This is a genomic window from Pedobacter sp. 22226, assembly GCF_052045455.1.
Taxonomy (GTDB): Bacteria; Bacteroidota; Bacteroidia; order Sphingobacteriales; family Sphingobacteriaceae; genus Pedobacter; species Pedobacter jeongneungensis.
In genome coordinates, this window is sequence record NZ_JBQEPB010000009.1 from 173,417 (window position 1) to 193,920 (window position 20,504).

Consider the following 20,504-nt stretch of genomic DNA (forward strand, 5'->3'; position numbering starts at 1 on the left):
GTAACAGATATGATAAATTGATTGCTTGATTTCGAAGCACGCTTGCCTTATATTTGCCCCGTGAACAAAGTTGTCATCTTCCTGCTGTTCCCGGTCATTGTTTTTAACGCTTCTGTACGTGAAGTGATAAAGGCGCCTCAGTTAATTTCTCATTTTATCCAGCACCATCAGCTCGATGCGCAGATCAGTTTTATTGATTTTCTGGAAATGCACTATTTTGGCCACGATCTGAACGATAATGATGACGAGGAGGACATGAAACTGCCGTTTAAAAAAATAGATGGTCATCACGTAATCTCCATTGCCGTTCCCGCCGAAAAATTTATCCTGTTAAAGGCAGCCTGTTTAAATCTTTTACCAGCCTGTACATTTAGTTACGAACCAAAATACAGTAACCCTACTTTCGGAAGCCTTTTCAGGCCACCAATGGCATCAGCATAATTTCTACTTATTTCTTTTTTTTCAGGTGAAGTCTTTATGCTCCGCCTGAATATCATGTCGATCCATTTAAAATAATTTATTATGCTGAATAAGATTATCGGCTTTTCCGTTCGGAATAAGCTGATTATTGCCTTGTTTGTACTTTCCCTTATTGGCTGGGGTGCGTACGAGGTAACTAAACTCCCTATTGATGCCCTGCCTGATATTACCGATAACCAGGTGCAGGTAATCACCGTTTCGCCTTCACTGGGCGCACCGGATATCGAACGCTTAATTACTTTTCCCATTGAGCAGGCCTGTAGCAGTATTTCGGGGCTGAAACAGATCAGAAGCTTTTCCCGTTTCGGGCTTTCACTCGTCACCATTGTTTTTAACGAAGAAACTGATGTGTACTGGGCACGGCAGCAAATTGCCGAACGCCTGCAACAGGTACAGCAGGAAATTCCGCAGGGCATAGGCTCGCCCGCAATGGCACCCGTTTCTACTGGTTTAGGCGAGATTTATCAATATGTGGTGCGCCCTAAAAAAGGCTACGAAGGCAAATACGATGAGCAGGCGCTCCGCACCATACAAGATTGGATTGTAAGGCGGCAGCTTTTGGGCACGCCAGGTGTGGCCGAAGTATCGAGCTTTGGTGGCAGGCTTAAACAATACGAAGTGGCTGTTAAACAAGACCAGCTTAAAGCCTACGGACTTACCATTGCCGAAATTTTTGATGCTTTGGAAAAAAACAACGAAAATACCGGGGGGGCTTATATCGAAAAAGGACCAACTGTTTTGTATATCCGGAGTGAGGGTTTAACCACCAGCCTGAGTGATATCGAAAAAATAGTAGTTAAAACATTGGATAACGGTATGCCCGTATTAATGGGGCAAGTGGCGAAAGTACAATATGGTTCGGCCATCCGTTACGGTGCCATGACTTACAATGCACAGGGCGAAGTTGCCGGAGCGGTAGTGATGATGCTGAAAGGAGAAAATTCATCTGTTGTAGTAAAGCGCGTAAAGGATAAAATTGCCGCCATACAAAAAATGCTGCCCGATGGTGTTGTGGTTGAGCCTTTTCTCGACCGGACTAAAATGGTTGATAATGCCATTAGTACCGTAGAAACCAATTTAATGGAAGGTGCACTAATCGTATTTTTTGTGTTGGTTTTCTTCCTCGGTAATTTACGTGCCGGCTTAATTGTATCGTCGGTAATTCCTTTATCGATGTTATTTGCCATTATTCTGATGAATAAATTTGGTGTTGGCGGTAACCTGATGTCGCTGGGAGCAATAGATTTCGGATTAATCGTTGACGGATCGGTAATTGTGGTAGAAGCCATTCTGCACCGTTTTTCGCACAGTAAACACTTCAGGTCGCTTAATCGTATTAATCAGGATCAGATGGATACCGAGGTTGAAAAATCAACAGGATCGATGATCAAGTCTGCAGTATTCAGTCAGATTATCATCCTGATTGTGTACCTGCCTATCCTTTCGCTGGAAGGGATTGAAGGTAAAATGTTCAAACCCATGGCCTGGACAATTGCCTTCGCCATTTTGGGTGCATTTATCCTTTCCATTACTTATGTGCCCATGATGTCGGCGTTATGCCTTAATAAAACCATCAGCCATAAAAAGAACCTCACCGATAAATTAATGGCCTGGCTGGAAAGAAGGTATCAGCCTATATTAAGCAGGGTACTTCATTTCCCCAAAACGATATTGATTGTTACCGTTTCTCTCTTTGCCCTCTCCGTTTTCATTATGGGGACTTTGGGTGGCGAATTTATTCCCCAGTTGGAAGAAGGCGATTTTGCTGTAGAAACGAGGTTATTAACCGGTAGCAACCTGAATAATACCATCGAAACCACACAGAAAGCTTCAAAAATCCTTTTGGAGAAATTTCCGGAGGTACAAAAGATCGTTACTAAAATTGGTAGCGCCGAAGTACCTACCGACCCGATGCCTTTTGAAGCAGGGGATATGATGGTGATCTTAAAACCGAAAAAGGAGTGGACCTCGGCTAAATCTTTCCCCGAGTTGAGCGCCAAAATGACCAAAGCTGTAGAAGTTATCCCGGGCATTACCGTCGGTTTCCAGTTCCCGGTACAGATGCGTTTTAACGAACTGATGACGGGAGCCAGACAGGATGTAGTCTGTAAAATATTCGGCGAAGACCTCGATTCGCTTGCCGGCTATGCTAAACGCCTCGGCAATATTATCGGTACGGTAAAAGGTGCCATTAACGTGTACGAGGAGCAGGTAACCGGAATGCCGCAGGTAGTAATTAAATATAACAGAGATGGCATGGCCAAATACGGTATTAACGTTGGCGATGTAAACCGTGTGGTAAACACCGCCTTTGCCGGGCAAATTGCAGGACAGGTTTACGAAGGCGAAAAACGTTTTGATATGGTGGTGCGACTGGATGAAGCCGCCCGGAAAAACATTAAAGATGTAGAAAACCTGATGGTGCTCACCAAATCAGGCAACCAGATTCCTTTAAGTACCGTGGCCAGCATCGAAGAGGTGGAGGGTGTAAACCAGATCCAGCGCGAAGATACCAAACGCCGCATTATTGTGGGTTTTAACGTTAAAGACCGCGATGTACAATCGATAGTAGAAGAATTACAGCAAAAAGCCGGACAGCAGCTTAACCTTTCTAAAGGCTATACCATATCTTATGGCGGTTCTTTTGAAAACATGACGGCTGCAAAATCGCGTTTGGCCATTGTGGTACCCATTGCGCTGTTATTGATTTTCCTCTTGCTCTATTTTGCCTTTAGTTCGGTAAAACAAGGGCTATTGATTTACACTGCCATTCCATTATCGGCCACAGGAGGCATATTTGCCCTTTGGATAAGGGATTTGCCTTTCAGTATATCGGCAGGGGTTGGTTTTATTGCATTATTCGGTGTTGCTGTACTGAACGGGATTTTACTCGTTACTGAATTTAACCGCCTCAAAAAGGAGGGCTGGGGTGATGTAAAACGCATCGTAATCCATGCTACCAAATCTAAACTCCGCGCTGTGTTAATGACTGCTCTGGTACCATCGCTGGGCTTTATCCCGATGGCCATCAGTACCGGTGCCGGTGGTGCCGTTCAAAAACCATTGGCAACTGTGGTAATCGGCGGATTACTGGTTTCCACCCTGTTAACTCTATTCGTTTTACCCATGTTATACATTTTGTTCGAAAAAGGATTCGGTTATTTCAAACCGAAAAGAAAGCTTGCTATTGTTACTCTACTGGCATTATCTGCTGCATTTAGTGCCAATGCGCAGGAGCAGATTAGTTTAAAAGCCGCAATTGATACTGCTGTAAAAAATAATGTATCCTTAAAAGTGGCGCAAACAGAAATTCAATACTATAAACAACTGGGCAAAAATGCTTTTGATGTGCCTAAAACAGCTGTAACTTTTGATTATGGTAAGTTTAACAGTCTGGCCAACGATAATAAGTTTTCCATTGCACAAAGTTTTGATTTTCCATCGGTTTATTCCAGACAGTACAAAGTAAATAATACCAACGTGCGCATTAGTGAAGCACAATTTGATAATAAACAGCTTGACTTAAAAACGCAGGTTAAATCGGTTTATTACAATTTGATTTTATTGGGCGAAAAACGCAAAATCCTGATCTGGGCCGATAGTGTTTACAGTGCTTTCCTGGAAAAGTCGTCTCAACGTTTTAAATCGGGCGATGTAGATGTACTCGAGCTTCGTACTGCCGAAAACCAGAAACAGCAAATCGCAAATCAGCTCGAAATGCTGCAAACAGATTATACTCAACAATTAAACAGGTTTAAGTTCCTGTTAAACAGCGATCGCTTGTTGATTCCTCAGGCAGAAAGTCCGGTATATGGATTTAATGTGGTGGTTAAAGCGGAAATCAATAACAATCCTTTGCTTAAACTTAACGAAGCGCAGTTAACGCTTGCCCAACAACAAAAATCGGTAGAGAAAAGCAAACTGATGCCTTCGCTGATTTTCGGGTACAACAATTCGAGCATTATTGGTTGGCAAACCAACAGCATGGGTACTGAACAATATTTCGATAAAAATAAAAGATTTTCTTCTTTCAGTGTAGGTTTGGGCATCCCGGTTTTCTTTGGCGCGCAACAATCACGCATCAAAGCCTCAGGCATTGCCGTGCAGCAAAAAACACAGGAACTGGAACTGATGAAAAAGACCCTTGATGCAGAACTGGAAAATGCGGTTAACCGTTATATACAGCTTGATAAACTTCTAAAATCTTATCAGAAAATTTCACTGGCAAACGCAGGAGATATCATCAGAACGGCTTCCGATAAATTAAATGCCGGGGAAATTGCCTATTTGGATTGGGTGATATTGATCAATCAATCTATACAGCTTAAAGCCGAATATTACGATAAAGTACAGCAGTTTAACGAAGCCGCTTTTGAAATTGAAAAACTCACCGCAATAGATAAATAACATACAAATGAAGTATAAAATAATAAGTGGATTATTGGGCATCGCTATTTTGTCGGCTTGTACCAGTCCCGATAAAAATGAAAAAAGCGCTCCTGCAGAAAAAACAGTGCAGGTAAAAACCGATGAAGTACAACTAAGTGCCGCACAGGTTAAAAATGCAGGCATTGAAGTAGGGCAACCCGAAATCAAAAGCATGCACAATACCATTAATGTAAACGGTGTGGTAGATGTTCCGCCCGAAAATACCTATTCGGTAAGCGTTCCTATGGGTGGCTACATCAAAAAGATGATGCTTATCCCTGGTATGATGGTAAAAAAAGGAGCCGTACTCGCCATTGTAGAAGATCAGCAATATATTCAGTTACAGCAAGACTATCTTACAGCAAAAAATAAACTTAAGTTCGCTTCGGCAGATTATGCGAGGCAAAAAGGTTTAAACCAGACCAAAGCCACCAGCGATAAGATTTTTCAACAAACGGAAAGCGATTTTAATAATCAAAAAGTCCTGGTTAAATCACTGGCTGAAAAATTAAGGCTGATTGATATTAATCCCGGTATTTTAAATGAGGACAATATCAGCAGGAGCATTAAAGTTTATGCCCCCATCAGCGGTTATGTAACTAAGGTAAATACCAATGCCGGGAAATATGTTAATTCATCCGATATTCTTTTCGAACTGATTAGTCCCGGAGCATTGCACGCCAACCTCACCATTTTTGAAAAAGATGCCGCAAACCTTAAAGTGGGGCAGGAGATTATTTGCACCACTTCAGCTAATCCGGATAAAAAGTACAAGGCAAAAATACACCTGATTACGCCTAATATAGAAGACGACCGCACCACAAGTGTTCATTGCGATCTTGAAAATACAGATAACAAATTATTGCCCGGTACTTTTTTAAATGCATCAATTGCCGTATCCAATGCGCTTGTAGAAACCGCGCCCGAAGATGCTATTGTAAAATGGGAAAACAAATATTATGTTTTTACCGATCTGGGGAATTACCATTATAAAATGATTCCCGTTGAAACCGGAGCCAGCCTTGATGGATTTACAGAAATCAGGTCTAAAAGTAAATTAACCAGCATTGTAACCAAAAACGCTTATGCCATTTTAATGAAAATGAAAAATAGCGGAGAGGAATAGTTAATGTTTTAGATGGTTTAGTCCCAGAATCGCCACTTCGGGCAGAGCACAGCGAAGTCGGAAAGTCTGTTTCCTTAAATTCTTTCGCTGAAAATTGATAAAATTCAGTCTGAATAGTAAAATCTTTGGATTATATTTAATCCAAAGATTTTGCTTCGAAGCATTTTAGGTTCTTAGTTGCATTCTAGATAACAATTTGGCCAGCGTAATCACCTATAATTTAACACCATGCTGCAAAACAGGGTAAATCCATCCGGAGAAATCATTAAAACGCCTCACCGTGGTGCATGGCTGGGTAACCGTGGTGTTTTACATAACGAGCAGCAACAAATTATTCGTCCGTATAAAATAAGAGCCTGGATTACCTGTGCATTATCATTCAGGGGGAGGCACCGTGAGGTGATGCAACCCAACCGCTGGACGGAACTTTTCTTTTTAGATGAAGCCACCGCATTTTCAGCCGGACACCGACCTTGTTTTCAATGCCGCTACAAAGATCATCAGCGTTTTAAAACATCCTGGTTAATGGGCAATCCGGAATTTGGCTTTAACATGAAAACTCCTGTTGCTGAAATAGATGATATCCTTCACCGGGAAAGAGTTGATGCTGATCAAGCCAAAATTACTTACAAAGAAAAATTAGCAGATCTTCCTGATGGCACTTTTATCCTTCTTCAGGATCGTCATTATTTGCTAAAAAATAGCCAGCTGTATGCCTGGACACCTGGAGGTTACGAAAAATCCATCCCATTACCCGATTTGGATACTGTGAGTGTTTTAACCCCGAAATCAATAGTAAAAATGTTCAGGGCAGGATATCTTCCTCAGGTGGATGTAACAGCTAACCACCACACTAAATAAAGCTAGCGCTGTAGAAGTACTTCTTCAGTTTCAACAATAGTTTTGCCCTTTTTAGTCTTCGTTTCAGTTTTTAGCAACGTCAGTTTATTTTGCTGTAAATTGACAAGATAAGGTGTTTTGTTTTTGTTTGGTTTGCCAATAAATAGTTTGCTGCCATCGCTTACAGCCGGTAATTCTTCCTTGTGTCTGCCAAAGCCCTGTGTAATGATTACAGTACTCTTTTTCGTAAACTCATATGTTTTTTCGTTTGCTTTATACAGCTCTTTATCGCTCTCCGTAATTTTTCCGTCGGTTTTATCGGTTTCAATTTTAGATGTAGCTTTCCATTTGCCAACTAAACGCTGATCTAAAGCGGATTTATTTTGGGCATAAGTGTGGATGCCGGCTGACATCAATAATAAAATAAACAAAGTTTTCATGTTGCGGATGTTTTAGGTAGTGATCAATAAGAATGATTTAAATCAAAATAGTAATTTTTTTTGATCGCTTAAAATATTTTACTCAGGGAAGAATGAAGCCAAATGTTGCAGAGGCAGGATAGATCAGATTATTCTTAAACAGAATATGTTATTTTTTGTGTGATAAATAATACAAAAAAGTGAATTTTATTTTATAATTTGCATTATATTAAAAAATCTAATGAAAAACGCCGTCCCTCTCTCACTTTTAATTACTCTGTTTATGCTGTTACACACCAGTTGTAACTCAAATAAAAATTTAATTGCACAGAATGGTATTGACCTCAGTTTGCCTGAAAAGTTTAAACCTGCCGGAAAGCTTGATGGTGATCAGCTGATTGAAGCAATGCTGACTCAAAGGTTCATGTTCAATAAAATGCTGATCAAAAACGGTTTCGATCCTCAAAAACAATATCCACGGGTAATTTCAATACTCGATATTGCAACTGCCGGCACCATTTCATTTAATGGCTTCGATTACATAATCAGGCAAAACAAAATTGTGGGGGTTAAAGGCATTAAGTTATCGTTATTTGCATTAACCACACTAAACGGAAAAATGATGAAGTTAGATCAGATTCAACAATATTGTTCTGAACAGGCAAATTTAGCCTATCAGGTAAAAAAGCGTAATCTCGAAACCATTAAAGCATTAGACCGGCAATATTTTGCGGCACTAAGAAGTATGAGAAAAATTACTTCAAGTATTGCAACACTGGCAAGAAAACCCAATCCATCCGTTTCAATAGAAATCGTGATAGCAAAAATGAAGCTACCTGATGGTAAATTCGAATTTAAAAGAAACTATGTAGCAGATGCTGAATGAATCAGATAACTGTTAACAGGATTGATTTGGGTGTACTATTTTACCCCGGTTACCATATAAATATTTTGTCCAACAGCTCCTTCGTACCCTGAAACTAATTTATAGTCGTAGAAATTATCGATTTCACTTATGAAAGAATCTAACGATGGAGCCTCTTTTGAAGCATATCGTTGGTCCCATTGAAATTTACTGCCAACTTTTAAAGTTGCCTTGTTACCATTATTAGCGTGGTTGATGATTAGCTGGCCAGGAGTGATGATGTTTTCCATATCTCAAATTTAATGTTCGTTTAGATATAGTTTTAACGTATCTTAAGCAGAATTGTTTTCCGGGCGATCGCAAAGATGAAAATATTCCCTGTGTAAATCCTCTTAAATCAGCGGGAAAATAAGTGTTGCCAATTATCCTCCCGCAGATTAAACTGATCACCGCAGAGTTTAAATAAAATGATATAAAAACACCACATCACCAACGTAAGCTGGTTTTGGTTGATCTTTTATTACCAATGTAGCCTGGATGGTAACCTTCGTAATTCCCCTCAAATTGGTAATGCATTTTAGTTTTGCCTTTAGCTGCACATCGTTGTTTACCAAAACAGCCTGTCCAAACCTGAAACTTTCTATACCGTAATTGATTTCCATTTTAATGTTCCGCACATCTGCAATCTGTTTCCACAAATACGGAATCAAAGATAAAGTAAGGTAACCATGCGCAATAGTGGCTTTAAATGGGCCTTCATTTTTGGCTCTTTCCGGATCGGTATGTATCCATTGATGATCTAAAGTTGCATCAGCAAATTTATTGATCTGCTCCTGGTCTATGGTATGCCATTGTGAAACACCTAGTTCTTTGCCAAGGTGTGATTGATATTCTTCAAAATTGTTGATCACCAACATATAATTCTTTTATCGGTTTAGCACTGTTTAACAAGTCCTTTAGGTTACAGCACTTCCCTCAGGGATATAGTTGGTTTACTGTTCTGTTCCCAATTATAATCATAATAACTGTGCCTTTAACAGCCAACGTCAAAAAATGTTTAAAAGATTTTACTGCATTCGAGGAGAATGCAGTTAATGTGCTAATATTCAGTTGTTTTAGTTTTTTTTAAGGTATTACAGGTTAATGTTAAAGATCTGCTTTACTAATTATTTCAAACGTTGTAAACCAAAATGCACCGGTATTCTGGTTTAAACATATCTTCATCTGGCTTAAAATGGCTCTTTTTCATTATTTTTAATTTTTGCGTACGCTTATCCGCACCTTTCTACTGAAATAAATGAAAAAAATACCAGCAGCAATAATATTTTTATTTGGCCTTAGCGGTTTTGTTCAGGCAAAACCACTTTTTAAAGCGCTTGCCATTTACGAGAATGGCGGTCATCATTTGGCTTATTCTAAAGTGGCGCGTGTTTGGCTGGATAGTTTGGCAAAAAAAGAAGATTTTGAGGTCGATTATGTGAATGATACCCGAAAATTTACTGTGGAATTTTTAGCCTCCTATCAATTAATCATTCAGTTGGATTATCCTCCCTACACCTGGAAAGACAGCGAAAAGCAAGCTTTTAAAGATTACATTGAGAACGGAAAAGGTGGCTGGATCGGTTTTCACCATGCAACATTGCTGGGCGATTTCGACGGTTATAAAATGTGGCCCTGGTTTAGTGGTTTCATGGGCGATATTACGTTTAAAAGTTATATTCCTGATTTTGCTCAGGGCGAAGTGACGGTTGAAAAAACGAATCATCCGGTATTTAAAGGCCTTCCAAAGAAATTTCTGATCAAAAAAGAAGAGTGGTACACCTATAATAAAAGTCCCAGGCAACAGGTAAACGTACTGGCTAGCGTTGATGAAAACAGCTATCAGCCAGGCGATGTTCCAAAAATGGGCGATCACCCTGTAATCTGGACGAACGAAAAAATGAAAGCCAGAAACATCTATATTTTTATGGGCCATAGCCCCGAACTGTTTCAGGATAAAACCTATCAAAAATTGTTTAAAAATGCCATTTTTTGGGCAAGTGCACCCTATCTGAAATAAGCTAAACTATTATGAAAAACGTTCTAAGTATAATTTGCCTGTTATTGCTTGCCCAAACCACTTTTGTAAAGGCACAGCAGATTTTAGTTAACCAGATCGGGTACGATATCAATTCTCCTAAAAGAGCAATCTTTGTTTCAGATATGCCGCAAAATGATGTAAAAGCATTCGAAATTGTGAGTACAGCCAATCAAAAAATATTATTTAAAGGCTTATTAAAGCCCGACGGATCATTTAAAGAATGGGGAGCAAAATATTATTATAATCTTGATTTTTCCGGCTTTAAAACCACAGGTGAATACATCATTCAACTAAAAGGCCTTACAAAGGTTCATTCGCCGAAGTTTAAAATTGGCGAAAATTTACTGGCCAAGTCAACTTTACCTGCTTTACTCCATTATTTCAGGAACCAGCGGGCTAATACCAATATAGAACTCGAAAATGATAAACATGTACAATTGTTTAGTTCTTCAAAGACGGTCGATTTAGCCGGTGGCTGGTGTGATGCATCAGGCGATGTAAGCAAATATTTCTCACACCTGGCTTATGCCAATTTTATGTCGCCACAACAGATCCCGCTCGTAACCTATACCTTGATAGATGCTGCGAATAAACTGCCAAAATTGCTTAAAAGTTTAAAACTGACTGATTCTATAAAAGATGAAGCCGTTTACGGTGCTGATTATCTGGTGAAATCGTTAAGTGATGAAGGTTATTTTTACATGATTGTTTTTAGTTATTTCAATAAAGATCCAAAAGCCAGGCGTGTGGTAGGTTTACATGCCAATAGTGTAACCACCAGCGAATATCAGTGCGCATTTAGAGAAGGCGGTGGAATGGCCATTGCGGCATTGGCCAAAATTTCTACCTGGGAGAACTTAGATCGCAACAAAAGAAACGGATATATTGATGCTGCACAACGTGCTTACGAACATTTAAAAATCAACAATTTAAAATATTGTGATGATGGAAAAGAAAACATTATCGACGATTATTGTGTGTTAATGGCCACCACCGAACTTTATCAGGCTACAAAAAAAGACTATTTCTTGCAGGAAGCCAGAACTAGGGTACAGCATCTGCAAAAACGCTTAAATCCTAAAGGTTATTTCATTTCCAATGATACTGACCGGCCATATTTTCATGCATCAGATGCTGGTTTACCTTTAATGGCTTTAAACCGTTACCTGGCAGTAGAAACCGATAAAAATTTAGTTAAAGATGCCCTGCGGGCATTGAATGCTAATTTAGCTTATCAGATAAAAGTTACTTCAGCAGTTGAGAATCCTTTTGGTTATGCCAGGCAAACCTTTAAATCTCCGGGAGGCGTGAAGGACACTTTTTTCATTCCCCACGAAAACGAAACCGGCTGGTGGTGGCAGGGCGAAAACGCAAGACTGGCTTCACTTGCAGCAGCAGCTTTTAGCCAAGGCAATCAACCGGCTAATAAAAACTTCGCAACCAATCAGCTGAACTGGATTTTAGGTTTAAATCCATATAATATGTGCTTTATGTATGGCTTTGGTGAAGAAAATGTTCCTTATATGGCATCAAATTACGGGCATGGCTCTCAAAAAGGAGGCATTTCAAACGGCATTACGGGCAAAGATGGCGCAGCTGATGGTTCTGGAATAGATTTTAAAAAAGAGGCCAGCGGTAACGAATGGCGCTGGACGGAGCAGTGGTTGCCGCATGCGGCCTGGTTTCTGCAAGCGATAACCGAATTAGAAAAAGAGTGATTTAGTCTAGTTCAGTTTCCTTAGTCTGTACTCGGCTATATTTCGTCCTCATCAACTCGTTTTATGAAGGTGCGGTCTGTCATCCTGAGGGATATTTTATTTTTTAAAAATCAATATGAGTGACATAAGAATCTTGGCGCAATGATAAGCCGCCAAATTCGTCATTGCGAGAAGGCTTTTTCAGCCGACGAAGCAATCTTTCTCACAAGGATTGCTAGCAGGAAATATTGCCTCCCCGAAAAGTCGGGATGGCTGTCGTTCCTCCTCCTAACTACACTTAGTTATCCATTGCACCAACCGCTTTCCGCCCAACGCATTCCGCTCTCCGCTCAACGCTCTCCGCCTCTCTAAATATTTAGTTTGATATATTTAAATTAAAATTTAGATTTGTCTAAAATTATATTTAGATAAATAGTCATCTCATGAAATCATTCTTACTATACTGCTTCTGTTTTTGTATATCGCTAAATCTATCCGCGCAAAATGTAACCCTCAAAGGTTTGGTTACGTCTCAAAATGAACCTGTAGAAAATATTACGGTAAAGATTTTGGGCACCAACAGATCTGCGAAATCAAGTATTTCTGGCAACTATCAGTTTAATAATCTCTTAACAGGAAATTACGATCTTATTTTTACCGGGATCGGTTACCAATCGAAAAGGATTAAAGTGTTACTAAAAGGAGATACAGTAATCGTTAATGCAGATCTGTTAAGTCTGTCGTCAAATCTGAATGATGTGGTGATTACAGGCGTAAACCGGGCTACGCAGTTGCGAAAAAGTCCTGTGCCTATAGCCGTTATCTCCCGAAAATCGATGGATCAGAATGTTAATACCAACTTAATCGAAGCCATTGTTAAAGGCGTTCCGGGTGTTACTGCGGTTACCACAGGACCAAACGTCTCTAAACCCTTTATCCGTGGCTTGGGCTATAACCGTGTTTTAACCCTGTATGATGGTTTAAGGCAAGAAGGACAGCAATGGGGCGACGAGCACGGAATCGAAGTTGACGAATACGGGGTTATAAGAGTAGAGGTAGTTAAAGGTCCTGCCAGTTTAACCTATGGTTCTGATGCCCTTGCCGGAGTAATCAATATGATCCCTTACGCTCCGAATTTTGAAAATGGAAAGCTAAAAGGCGATTTTACTTCAAATTATCAAAGCAATAATGGCATGATAGGCTCGTCAATCGGTTTAGCCTATATTAAAAACGATTGGAAATATACATTCAGGGCAACCGGAAAAACCGCCCATAATTACAAAAATAAAATAGATGGATTGGTTTATGGAACCGCTTTCAGGGAATATAACCTTTCGGCCAGTGCAAGGGTAGATAAAACCTGGGGATTTTCTAAAACAGCCATCACTTATTACGATAACTTAATGGAAATACCCGATGGCAGCCGCGATTCGTTATCCCGAAAGTTTACCCGGCAGGTTTTAGACAACGGCGATGATATTAAAAACAGACCAATTGTGCCTGAAAATGACTTGAACAGCTATTCAATTAATCCTTTACACCAGCACATTCAACACTACCGTTTTTACAATGCCAGCCAGTTTAAATTTGGAACGAGTGATTTAAATGTATTAATTGGTGCTCAGCAGAGCGTAAGGCGGGAATATAATCATCCAACTGTACCCAGTCAGGCCGGACTTTATGTAGTACTCAATACCTTTAATTACGATCTCAAATACAATCTTCCCGATTTTGCCGGAATCGAAAGTACCATTGGCGTAAACGGCATGTATCAGGGGAACAGGAGCAAGGCCGCTACAGATTTTCCCATTCCGGATTATGATCTTTTTGATATTGGTGCCTTCTATTTTGCTAAGAAATCAATGGGAAAAATCGATATCTCAGGAGGAATCAGGTTGGACAGAAGAAACATCAATTGGGGCAATTTTTATGTAGGTACCGATAGCCAAACAGGTTTTGGTAAGCAGGTAAGTGCTACAGATGCCAGCGGAACCTTGCAATTCCCTTCTTTTAATAAAAATTATTACGGTTTGTCTGGAAGTTTGGGTTTTACCTATAACATTTCCGAAAAACTATTGATTAAAGCAAATATAGCAAGGGGATACCGCGCACCGAACATTACTGAAATTGGTTCAAATGGCTTAGATCCGGGCGCACACATTGTGTACCTTGGCAACCGTACTTTTAAGCCCGAATTTAATTTACAGGAAGATATTGGCATTATTGCTTATTTAAAAGATGCTGATATCAGTATGGAACTGTTTAATAATAATATCCAGAACTATATTTATCAATCGCGTTTAACCGATGCCGATGGCAATCCGGTGGTTATTGTACCCGGTAATTTAACTTATCAGTATCAACAGTCAAAAGCGAGGTTATATGGTGCAGAAGTATCGGTTAACCTGCATCCAACGGCAATGAAATGGCTAAGTTTTAACAACAGTCTGGCATATATTGTGGGGTTGAATCAAAATCAGGATTTATTAAGCCAACATGGCCAGGCATCTAAATATTTACCTTTTATTCCTCCTTTACAATTTAGAACAGAGATTAAGGCTACTGCACAAAAACAAATTGGCATTTTTTCTCAGCCTTACATCAAAATCGATGCAGCTGTTTTTGGAGATCAGAATAAATTTTATGCATTGGATAATACAGAAACCTTTACCGCAGGTTATACGCTGATTAACGGTGGGATAGGCTCAACATTAAAATCTAAGAAAGGAAAAACGGTTTGTGATATTTTTATTCAGGCAGATAATATTTTCAATGTCGCTTATCAATCAAATCTAAATAGACTGAAGTATTTCGAATATTATAACCAATCGCCAAATGGCCGGTCGGGAATTTACAATATGGGCAGGAATTTCAGTTTTAAAATTATTGTACCAATTTAGTGGAATATGTAAGATGGAAAAGGGGATGATGGAACTGCAATTGCCAACTGGAGACTGTTCACTGCCATGTCCATCATCCATCTTACATTATTACATCTTACATATTTTCCCTACTTTTACATCAAACATGGATTTATCTTTAAGTGAAAAACGTCTCAATTTTTTAAGGCAATCAATCGGAAAGGTAATTACCGATTCACCGTCTAACTTTATGAACTGGCTGGCGCCTGTGCTGATCAGGGCAGAATATGGTATTTTGGTTTGTCAATACACCATCCGTAAAGAAATGACCAATCCTTATCAGATTTTACACGGTGGCGTAACTGCAGGCATCATTGATGACCTGATCGGAGCGACCGTTTTTACCATGGGATTAAACGAACGTTATACAACAGTAAACAATTACATTGATTATTTTGCACCAGCCAGCGAAGGGGATGAAGTAGTGGCCGAAACTTCTATTGTTAAAAAGGGAAGGACTATATTAAATCTTCAATGTGAAATATATTTGCCCTCCAAAAAGCGTTTAATAGCAAAGGGTTACTCTAATATGTTAAACATAGGTTAAGCCTTGTTAGATGGTTTAAGAATTAATTATTAATTCCTTTAAATTAACGAAACATTCTCAGTTATAATTTGTTGTAATTTAACCAAAAATATAATGAGCCATGTTAGAAAATTATTCCACCCTGCAATTCATTGTGAGAGGCAAAATTTTTAAGGGATTTTGCATGCGTATCCAAGATGATTTTCATGAAACTTATGCTGTTGTTTTAGACGGTTACCATTCTTTTTGTATCTGGCTGGATAACAAAAGCGAAAAATGGTGTGCATCGAAAAATGCAGCAATCGATCCGGATGCTATTGATGAAATCATCAGTAGGATTTCCTTTCCGGTTTCGTAGTTTAGTACACATTTAACCTAATGCTCAATAAAAAAATCTCCATTTGGCTTTTGTCAAATGGAGATTTTTTGTGTCGTTATTTTAATCCCGGCCAAAACAGGTAAGCCATGGTGATTGCCGTAATTACACCTGTTAAATCAGCCAGTAACATCGAGCCAATTGCATAACGGGTATTCCTGATGCCTACCGCACCGAAATATACAGCTACTACATAAAAAGTGGTATCTGATGCCCCTTGAAAAACCCCTGATAACCTGCTGGCAAAAGAATCTGGTCCGTTGGCAATCATCGTGCTTACCATCATGCCCCTTGCAGCGCCTCCACTTAACGGCCTGATTAAAGCAGTAGGCAGTGCATCAACAAAACGGGTATCTGCACCTAAAAAGATAAAGGCATGTTTAATTCCGTTCATGATCACATCAAATGTTCCACTTGTCCTCAGCATACAAACCGCGACTAAAATCCCAACTAAATATGGAATAATTTTAATTGCGGTTTCAAATCCCCCCTTAGCACCTTCAACAAAAGAATCAAAAATGTCGATCTTTTTATAAAGTGCACCAAGAACGATCAACAAAAAGATTAATAAAATAAGTCCGCCACTTAACAAGCCCGAAAAAGAGGTAACGCTTGTTGCGTTTAAACGGCTAACGTACCAAACAATTGCTGCTATTACCGCTGAGATACCTAAAACCCATGTTAAGATAACAGGTTGTAAAATGTTGATTTTCTGTTTAAAAGACACAATCAGCATGGCTGCCATGGTCCCTACGAAGGTGACAATCATGCAGGGAATAAATATATCGGTAGGATCCTGAGCATTTTGGGTAGAACGGATTGCAATTACACTCACCGGGATTAAACATAATCCTGCCGCATGCAGGCATAAAAACATAATCTGCGAATTGCTGGCTACATCTTTATTCGGATTTAACTCCTGCAAACTTTCCATAGCCTTGATGCCAAAAGGAGTTGCAGCATTATCCAATCCCAATAAATTGGCAGAAAAGTTCATAATCATGTGTCCCATAGAAGGGTGACCTTTTGGTACTTCAGGAAAAAGCTTTGAAAAAAACGGACTGATAATTCTCGATAATAAACGGATACCACCCGCTTTCTCGGCAATTGACATAAAGCCCATAAATAAGGCTAAAGTACCCACCAATTCGATGCAGAGTTTTACTGCAATGGAGCAGGTTTGAATAATACCATCTAATTTAAGCGGGTTGGCCGGATCATCAGACTTTCCAATCACCATCCAGTTAAAAATATCGCTTTGTCCAAAGAAGAAGCACTTAATACAAGCTACAAGAATAGCTACAATAATAAATCCCGACCAAATCCTGCTTAATGCCATTTAGTTTGTTTTGTTTTTTTGATGCGTGAAAATAGCTTTTTTAAGCCGAATTTCATAGCATACAGTTTGGAGTTGGGAGCTTTGGGATTTGAGTCACTAGCGATAGCCATATTCATCGGTACGGAACAAGGCGCTTAATATTATGGTCAACGAAAAAATCCATAATAAATAGCAATTACTATTCACTATGGATTTTAATTTTTTTTTCTGCTATAAACTATTTCTTCTGCACCATGGCCTCCAGACTCCCAGCTTAAAACTCCAAACTCAACTAAGGTTTCTCATCAGTTAATTCAAAACCCCAGGTTTTTCCTTTTTCAGTTGCAGGGATTCCGGTTGTCATCCATGCCGGCGCTTTTGCTCCTTTTAAATAATAATCGAAAAACTGTTGTTCTCGGATTTGGATATCTTTACGGTTTTGGCGTTGAACCAGGTTGTGTGCCTCACCATTATAGTTTAACATCCAAACCGGTTTACCCAAACGGCGAAGACCTGTAAACATCTCGATACCCTGATACCATGGCACCGCACCATCAGCATCATTTGCCATTACCACAACCGGCGTATTTACTTTCGGGAACATAAATAACGGAGAGTTTTCGATGTATAATTCAGGTTTTTCCCAAAGGGTTGCACCGATACGGCTTTGTGTTTTTTCATACTGGAACTGACGGTTCATGCCGGTTTCCCAACGGATTCCGCCATAAGCAGAAGTCATGTTGGCAACAGGTGCACCCGACCAGGCTGCCGCATACATATTATTTTGGGTAATTAAATAAGCCACCTGGTAGCCTCCCCAGCTTTGACCCTGGATGCCGATTTTAGTGCCATCAACCCAACTGTTTTTCTTCAAACTTTCTACGCCTGAATTGATAAATTCAACAGCAGATTGACCCGGGTGACCAGTTTCATAGCTGATATCCGGTGCAAAAACCAAATAACCGTTACTTACAAAATATGAGATATTTAAACGTGACGGAGTAGGAGCTGGAGCCTGGTAAGTGTATAAACCATCAGTAAGTTTCTCATAGAAATACGCAATCATAGGGTATTTCTTATTCGGATCGAAATTTTCAGGTTTGTATAAAATCCCTTCCGCTTTATAACCTTTTGGCGTGGTCCATTTTACCAGTTCTGCCGTTCCCCAGTTGTAATTTTGTTGCTGAGGATTGGTATTGCTTAATTTAGTTTCGGTTTTAAGATCTGCAGAAACATAAACATTAGGCGATTCTACATAATTGGCTTTATCGTAAATGTAAACGTCCGCATCTTTGGCTTTTACCAAATTAGAATATTTAAATTTGGCCATCACCACCAATTCCGGTGCTTTAACCGAACCTACGTTTGTACGGTAAAAACCATTTTCTTTGGTTGCGTTATTAAAAGCATTTAACCAAACCAACTCATTCGCTTTAACAAATTTACTATCTGCATTGCGTTCAAACCTGTTTTCAGGCTGTAGCCTTTCGTAACGGAAAGTAAGGTTATTAGCCCTCCCAAACCCGGCAGTAATGTTTTTTGGCGCAGTTTTTCCATCTGGTGAGAACGACCAGATATCATATTTATCGTAAATTAACACCGCCTTATCGCCTTCTGTCCAGGTGGCTAAACCATAAGCAGAAGGTAAATCTGGCACATCATTTTCTTCATCAACAAATTTTTCGCTTAAACCAGCTGTTAAAACGGTTACTTTTCCTGTTGCAATATGATAAGTGCTCCAGCTACCTGCTTTTCTATCGAAGAATAGCACATAATTTCCTCCTGGAGAAGCCATTGCATAACCGCTTAAATTATCAATGATTTTCTTTTTCTGACCATTTTTTGTATCAACCAGATAATAATCTTTTGAGGTAGAACCACTCCATTGAGATTCAATCCTGCGACCATAATCTGTTGAGGCTAAAACGGTATTGGCATCACCTTCAGCAATCATATTGGCATCTGGCAATTTTAAATCTGTAAGTGGGATTACTTTAGGATCGCTGCTGTAAACATCAATTACGGATAAATAGCTTTTTTTGCTATCCCTGTCTGCATTTTTAAGTTGCATGGGTTGGAGATAATCATCTTTGTAGTTCCAAACATCAACTTTTGCAACTTCGAAATCTACAATGGTAGTATCTTTCGGCTTTTTAATTGGAGAGATTCCAAAAAATAATTTCTTGCCGTCTTTGCTGAAAGTGATCTTTCCGTCGCCATTAACCGACCATTTTGCAGGCAAGCCCGGCATGTCGAAATCAACCAATATCTGTGCAGTATCCAGGCTTAATGAATTGTAATAAACATTGTAGTCTTTTATTTCCTGTTTTTCAGGACTTTGTTCTCCAACAAAAGCCACATGTTCACTTTCTTCATCAAAAGTAAAATTTTTGAAACTTCCTTTACCTTTAATTAGTGTTTTAAGTGTTCCTTTTTCTGTATTTAATAAAAATACACCCTGTGGAGCCGTTTTATCTTTTTTAGATCCGCTGCAGGCGAAAACCAGTTGTTTACCATCTTTACTGAAATAATAATCGGTTACAAACTTATAGGTTTTATCGGTACCGGTTAAAAGGTTTTTGACTACTAAATCAGTTCCTTCTTCAGTTTTACCCTTTGCGGCCGGTTCATCATCAGCAAAATCCGTCTCCCCATCTTTTTTCTCAGCAGGTTTCACAGTTTTTTTTGCTGTATCAGGTTTCTCGGTTAAATAAGCTAAAACTCCTGAGCCTTCTTCAGGAAATTTGAACGATTTTACTCTCGCTACCTTAGTAATGGTGTTGGTAGTCAGGTTGGCTATACCCAACGAATCTTTTGGCAATTCATCAGCCTTTTTCTTCTTTATTTTAGCCTGACGTAAATCTTTATTTAAAGGACGGATATTAAATGCCGCAAATTTAGAGTCATTACTGAACTGCGAATTCATTCCCCTTGGAACGTTCAGTTTTGTATTGGTTTTGATATTGGTAAGGTAAAGTTGCGCATCGCCTTCTTGCTGTAAGATGCTGTACATGGCCCAGATGCCATTATTGGATAATTGCTTTGTACCTACTGATTCCCAGGTATCATAAACGTTATGATCTAATGGTTTCTTTTGTGCGTAGGCAAAGCTGACAACGAAAAACAGAATAATTGTTAGTCTCTTTTGCATTTTGAAATGTTAAGTAATTTGTTGGTTCAGATTTAATCTCCTAAAATTGGAATTTTTTAGCTTATTCGGAAACTTGTATGTCAAATATTACAATTAAAATGGGAATTGGGAAGGGAAGATGTAAAATGAGGAATGTAAGATGGATGATGGAATTAGTAAGAAGTCAGGTGTCGGAGGACCGATGTTCATGCTGCCTGGAATTAACGCTTAACAGCATGCACTTAGTGCTCTTAGCTCCATGCCCTAAGCTCCAAGAAAAAATCCCCGGTCACTTTTA

General features: G+C 39.3%; 15 protein-coding genes. 10 read left to right on the plus strand and 5 right to left on the minus strand.

Going from position 1 to position 20,504, the window contains the following annotated elements; translation table 11 throughout:
- The first annotated feature begins 60 nt into the window (after positions 1–60).
- From ACTJKC_RS20280 to ACTJKC_RS20295, 4 genes are all read left to right on the plus strand, one after another.
- Positions 61–441, plus strand: coding sequence for a hypothetical protein (locus ACTJKC_RS20280; protein ID WP_440794779.1), 381 nt, complete (start codon positions 61–63; stop codon positions 439–441).
- An 81-nt stretch (positions 442–522) separates the two neighbouring features.
- Positions 523–4,887, plus strand: coding sequence for a CusA/CzcA family heavy metal efflux RND transporter (locus tag ACTJKC_RS20285; RefSeq protein ID WP_440794781.1), 4,365 nt, complete (start codon positions 523–525; stop codon positions 4,885–4,887).
- A gap of 7 nt (positions 4,888–4,894) precedes the next feature.
- Positions 4,895–6,034 carry an efflux RND transporter periplasmic adaptor subunit gene (locus ACTJKC_RS20290; protein WP_440794783.1) on the plus strand — a complete coding sequence of 380 codons (1,140 nt, stop codon included), beginning with the start codon at positions 4,895–4,897 and terminating at the stop codon, positions 6,032–6,034.
- A gap of 228 nt (positions 6,035–6,262) precedes the next feature.
- Positions 6,263–6,895, plus strand: coding sequence for a hypothetical protein (locus ACTJKC_RS20295; protein WP_440794785.1), 633 nt, complete (start codon positions 6,263–6,265; stop codon positions 6,893–6,895).
- Positions 6,896–6,897: 2 nt separating this feature from the next.
- Here the strand turns inward: ACTJKC_RS20295 and ACTJKC_RS20300 are convergent, their stop codons facing one another.
- Positions 6,898–7,314 carry a hypothetical protein gene (locus tag ACTJKC_RS20300; RefSeq protein WP_440794787.1) on the minus strand — a complete coding sequence of 139 codons (417 nt, stop codon included), beginning with the start codon at positions 7,312–7,314 and terminating at the stop codon, positions 6,898–6,900.
- Positions 7,315–7,576: 262 nt separating this feature from the next.
- Between ACTJKC_RS20300 and ACTJKC_RS20305 the strand changes: the two genes are divergently transcribed.
- On the plus strand, positions 7,577–8,179 hold the full coding sequence (locus ACTJKC_RS20305; RefSeq protein ID WP_440794789.1) for a hypothetical protein: 603 nt from the start codon (positions 7,577–7,579) through the stop codon (positions 8,177–8,179).
- A 35-nt stretch (positions 8,180–8,214) separates the two neighbouring features.
- Here ACTJKC_RS20305 and ACTJKC_RS20310 read toward each other — a convergent pair whose 3' ends face one another.
- Together ACTJKC_RS20310 and ACTJKC_RS20315 are read right to left on the minus strand one after the other, a co-directional pair.
- The gene (locus ACTJKC_RS20310) at positions 8,215–8,448 is read right to left on the minus strand and encodes a hypothetical protein (protein WP_440794791.1); all 234 of its coding nucleotides are present in this window, start codon (positions 8,446–8,448) and stop codon (positions 8,215–8,217) included.
- Positions 8,449–8,616: 168 nt separating this feature from the next.
- Entirely contained in the window at positions 8,617–9,075 is a 459-nt protein-coding gene (locus ACTJKC_RS20315; protein ID WP_440794793.1) for a MaoC family dehydratase, read from the minus strand.
- A gap of 380 nt (positions 9,076–9,455) precedes the next feature.
- Here ACTJKC_RS20315 and ACTJKC_RS20320 point away from each other — a divergent pair, with 380 nt between their 5' ends.
- The 5 genes from ACTJKC_RS20320 to ACTJKC_RS20340 all read left to right on the plus strand — a co-directional run bounded on the left by ACTJKC_RS20320 (position 9,456) and on the right by ACTJKC_RS20340 (position 15,740).
- Positions 9,456–10,217, plus strand: a complete 762-nt coding sequence (locus ACTJKC_RS20320; protein ID WP_440794795.1) for a ThuA domain-containing protein — start codon at positions 9,456–9,458, stop codon at positions 10,215–10,217.
- Between the two features lie 11 nt (positions 10,218–10,228).
- Complete coding sequence (locus ACTJKC_RS20325) at positions 10,229–11,956, plus strand: glycoside hydrolase family 9 protein (protein ID WP_440794796.1); 1,728 nt, start codon at positions 10,229–10,231, stop codon at positions 11,954–11,956.
- Between the two features lie 500 nt (positions 11,957–12,456).
- Complete coding sequence (locus ACTJKC_RS20330; RefSeq protein WP_440794798.1) at positions 12,457–14,835, plus strand: TonB-dependent receptor; 2,379 nt, start codon at positions 12,457–12,459, stop codon at positions 14,833–14,835.
- A 127-nt stretch (positions 14,836–14,962) separates the two neighbouring features.
- The gene (locus ACTJKC_RS20335) at positions 14,963–15,403 is read left to right on the plus strand and encodes a PaaI family thioesterase (protein WP_440794800.1); all 441 of its coding nucleotides are present in this window, start codon (positions 14,963–14,965) and stop codon (positions 15,401–15,403) included.
- A gap of 163 nt (positions 15,404–15,566) precedes the next feature.
- A complete protein-coding gene (locus ACTJKC_RS20340; RefSeq protein WP_344851778.1) occupies positions 15,567–15,740 on the plus strand; it encodes a hypothetical protein in 174 nt (57 codons plus the stop codon).
- A gap of 76 nt (positions 15,741–15,816) precedes the next feature.
- Here ACTJKC_RS20340 and ACTJKC_RS20345 read toward each other — a convergent pair whose 3' ends face one another.
- Both ACTJKC_RS20345 and ACTJKC_RS20350 read right to left on the minus strand, forming a co-directional pair.
- Positions 15,817–17,097 carry a nucleoside recognition domain-containing protein gene (locus ACTJKC_RS20345; RefSeq protein ID WP_440794802.1) on the minus strand — a complete coding sequence of 427 codons (1,281 nt, stop codon included), beginning with the start codon at positions 17,095–17,097 and terminating at the stop codon, positions 15,817–15,819.
- A gap of 271 nt (positions 17,098–17,368) precedes the next feature.
- On the minus strand, positions 17,369–20,227 hold the full coding sequence (locus ACTJKC_RS20350; protein ID WP_440794804.1) for an alpha/beta hydrolase family protein: 2,859 nt from the start codon (positions 20,225–20,227) through the stop codon (positions 17,369–17,371).
- Positions 20,228–20,504 lie beyond the last annotated feature (277 nt).